Origin of the sequence: Plasticicumulans sp., assembly GCF_035331805.1 — a bacterium.
Classification (GTDB): domain Bacteria; phylum Pseudomonadota; class Gammaproteobacteria; order Competibacterales; family Competibacteraceae; genus Plasticicumulans.
In genome coordinates this window covers 1-1,895 of the sequence record NZ_DAOLKE010000509.1, presented here as the reverse complement: position 1 = coordinate 1,895, position 1,895 = coordinate 1, and the positions used below count along the sequence as shown (strand labels likewise).

At 72.0% G+C, this 1,895-nt stretch carries 1 protein-coding gene and 1 pseudogene; one reads left to right on the top strand and one right to left on the bottom strand.

Annotated elements, in window-relative coordinates; translation table 11 throughout:
• A partial coding sequence (locus tag PKE44_RS18910) for an NAD(P)-dependent oxidoreductase (RefSeq protein ID WP_324554321.1) occupies positions 1-851 on the bottom strand: 851 nt, incomplete at its 3' end.
• Positions 852-1,197: 346 nt separating this feature from the next.
• On the opposite strand from PKE44_RS18910, the pseudogene PKE44_RS18905 reads away from it, so the two are divergent.
• Positions 1,198-1,895: pseudogene (locus tag PKE44_RS18905) on the top strand (PAS domain-containing protein); the annotation flags it as partial.

Sequence of the window (1,895 nt, the reverse complement as noted above, 5' to 3'; positions counted from 1 at the left end):
CCGCGCTGCAGCCGGAACAGCGCCGAGTGATCCTCGTCGCCGAAGCCCTCGTCGACCAGCCGGCGGTACTGCGGCAGCACGGTCTCGACGGTCGGCAGCCGGCCGCCGGCGGCGCGGGCCATCGCCAGGCAGATCTCCAGATCCTTGATCAGCAGCCGGGTCTTGAAGCCGACGGCGTTGTCGTCGCGGATCATCGTGTGGCCGCGCTTCTCGACGAACCAGTTGCCGGCCGCCCCGGCCGAGACCACGTCGACGACCTTGTCGAGATCGAGCCCGAGTGCGCCGCCGAAGGCCAGCGCCTCGGTGACCGCCAGGCCGATGCCGGCGCACATGATCTGGTTGACGGCCTTGGTCGCCTGACCGCTGCCGACCGGACCCATGTGCGTGATGCGCGCCGAGATCGCCTCCAGCGCCGGTCGCGCGCGTTCGAGGGCTGCGGCCTCGCCGCCGGCCATCACCGACAGCGTGCCCTTCTGCGCGCCCTCGACGCCGCCGGACACCGGCGTGTCGAGGAAAGCCGTGCCGGTCGCGGCGAGGCGCTGCGCAGCCTCGCGGGCGGTGTCGGCGGCGATCGTCGAGCAGTCGCAGACGATCAGGCCGGCATGCGCGCCGGGCAGCAGCGCATCGACGACCGCGAGCAGATCCTGATCGGCCGACACGCAGCTGATGACCACCGCGCAGGCGCGCGCCAGCGATTCCGGATCGGGTGCGGCGATGCAGCCGGTCTCGGCAGCGAGCGCCTGCGCCTTGTCGGCGCTGCGGTTCCAGACCTGCGCGAGCAGGCCGGCACGGTGAAGATTCCGGGCCATGGGCGCACCCATCGCGCCGAGACCGACGACTCCGACTTTCATGCTGGAACCTCCGTTACCCGTGGGGGAGCGGGTCGAAACCGGAAAACCTGACCATGATGACCATATGGTCAGTGTGCTGAATGCTGCACTGCGGCATACAATGCCGGCCATGCCGGGTCTGATTGCAGAATGCCGGATACCGCCGACTGCATGCCGGATCGGCGCCAGGCCCCGTCCTTGCCCCTGCAGGGTAGGCACGGGCAGGCGCAGCCGGTGGATTCCGACACCTGCGCCTGCGCATCCGTACGCAGCCGCAGCCTGCCACAGAGCACACGACAAAGTGGATGCCAGTACGCCGGGCGCGCGCCCACCCTCACCCGATGCCCTGCAGATCCCGCTGTGGCTGATGGCCATCGATCCGCCGTGCGTGCGCTGGCGCAACGCTGCGGCCGAACGCCTGCCGCCGCTGGAACTGCCCGAGGCCGCCCGCCTCGGCGCCTGGTATCGCGACTGCCTCGACCGCGGCCCGCAGATGCTGGACTGGCCGTATGCCGGCGGCCCGGCGCGCGTGCGGATTGCGGCGCTGAACGAGGCCGAAGGCGGGCCGGCGCTGCTGGTCGAAGGCCTGGTCGCCCCGGCCGCGGCGCGGCTGGCGCGCACGCTGCTCGCCTTCGGGCACGCGACCGTGCCGCTGTCGGTGTTCGACGGCGACGGCTGGCTGCTCGCGCACAGCCCGGCGGCGCGCGCGCATTTCGGCAGCGGCGCCGGCAATCTCTACGAGCTGTTCATGCGCGCGCAGGATCGCGCCGACTGCCAGACGGCGCTGATCCACGGCGAGGTCTGGATCAACGAACTGCCGCTGCGCACGGTCGACGGCGAGCGCTGGCACGAGGTGCGCGTCACGCGCCGCGACGACCCGGTCGAAGGCGGTGAGCTGCTGCTGTTCGAGGCCCGCGACATCGAGACGCTGCGCTCGCTGCGCCTGCGGCTCGATCCGCTGCTCGATACCGAGCACGCGCTGTTCGAGCGCTCCGGCATCGGTCTGGCGCTGCTGCGGCGCGGGCGCATCGTGCGCGCCAGCCGCCGCCTCGGCGCGCTGCTCGG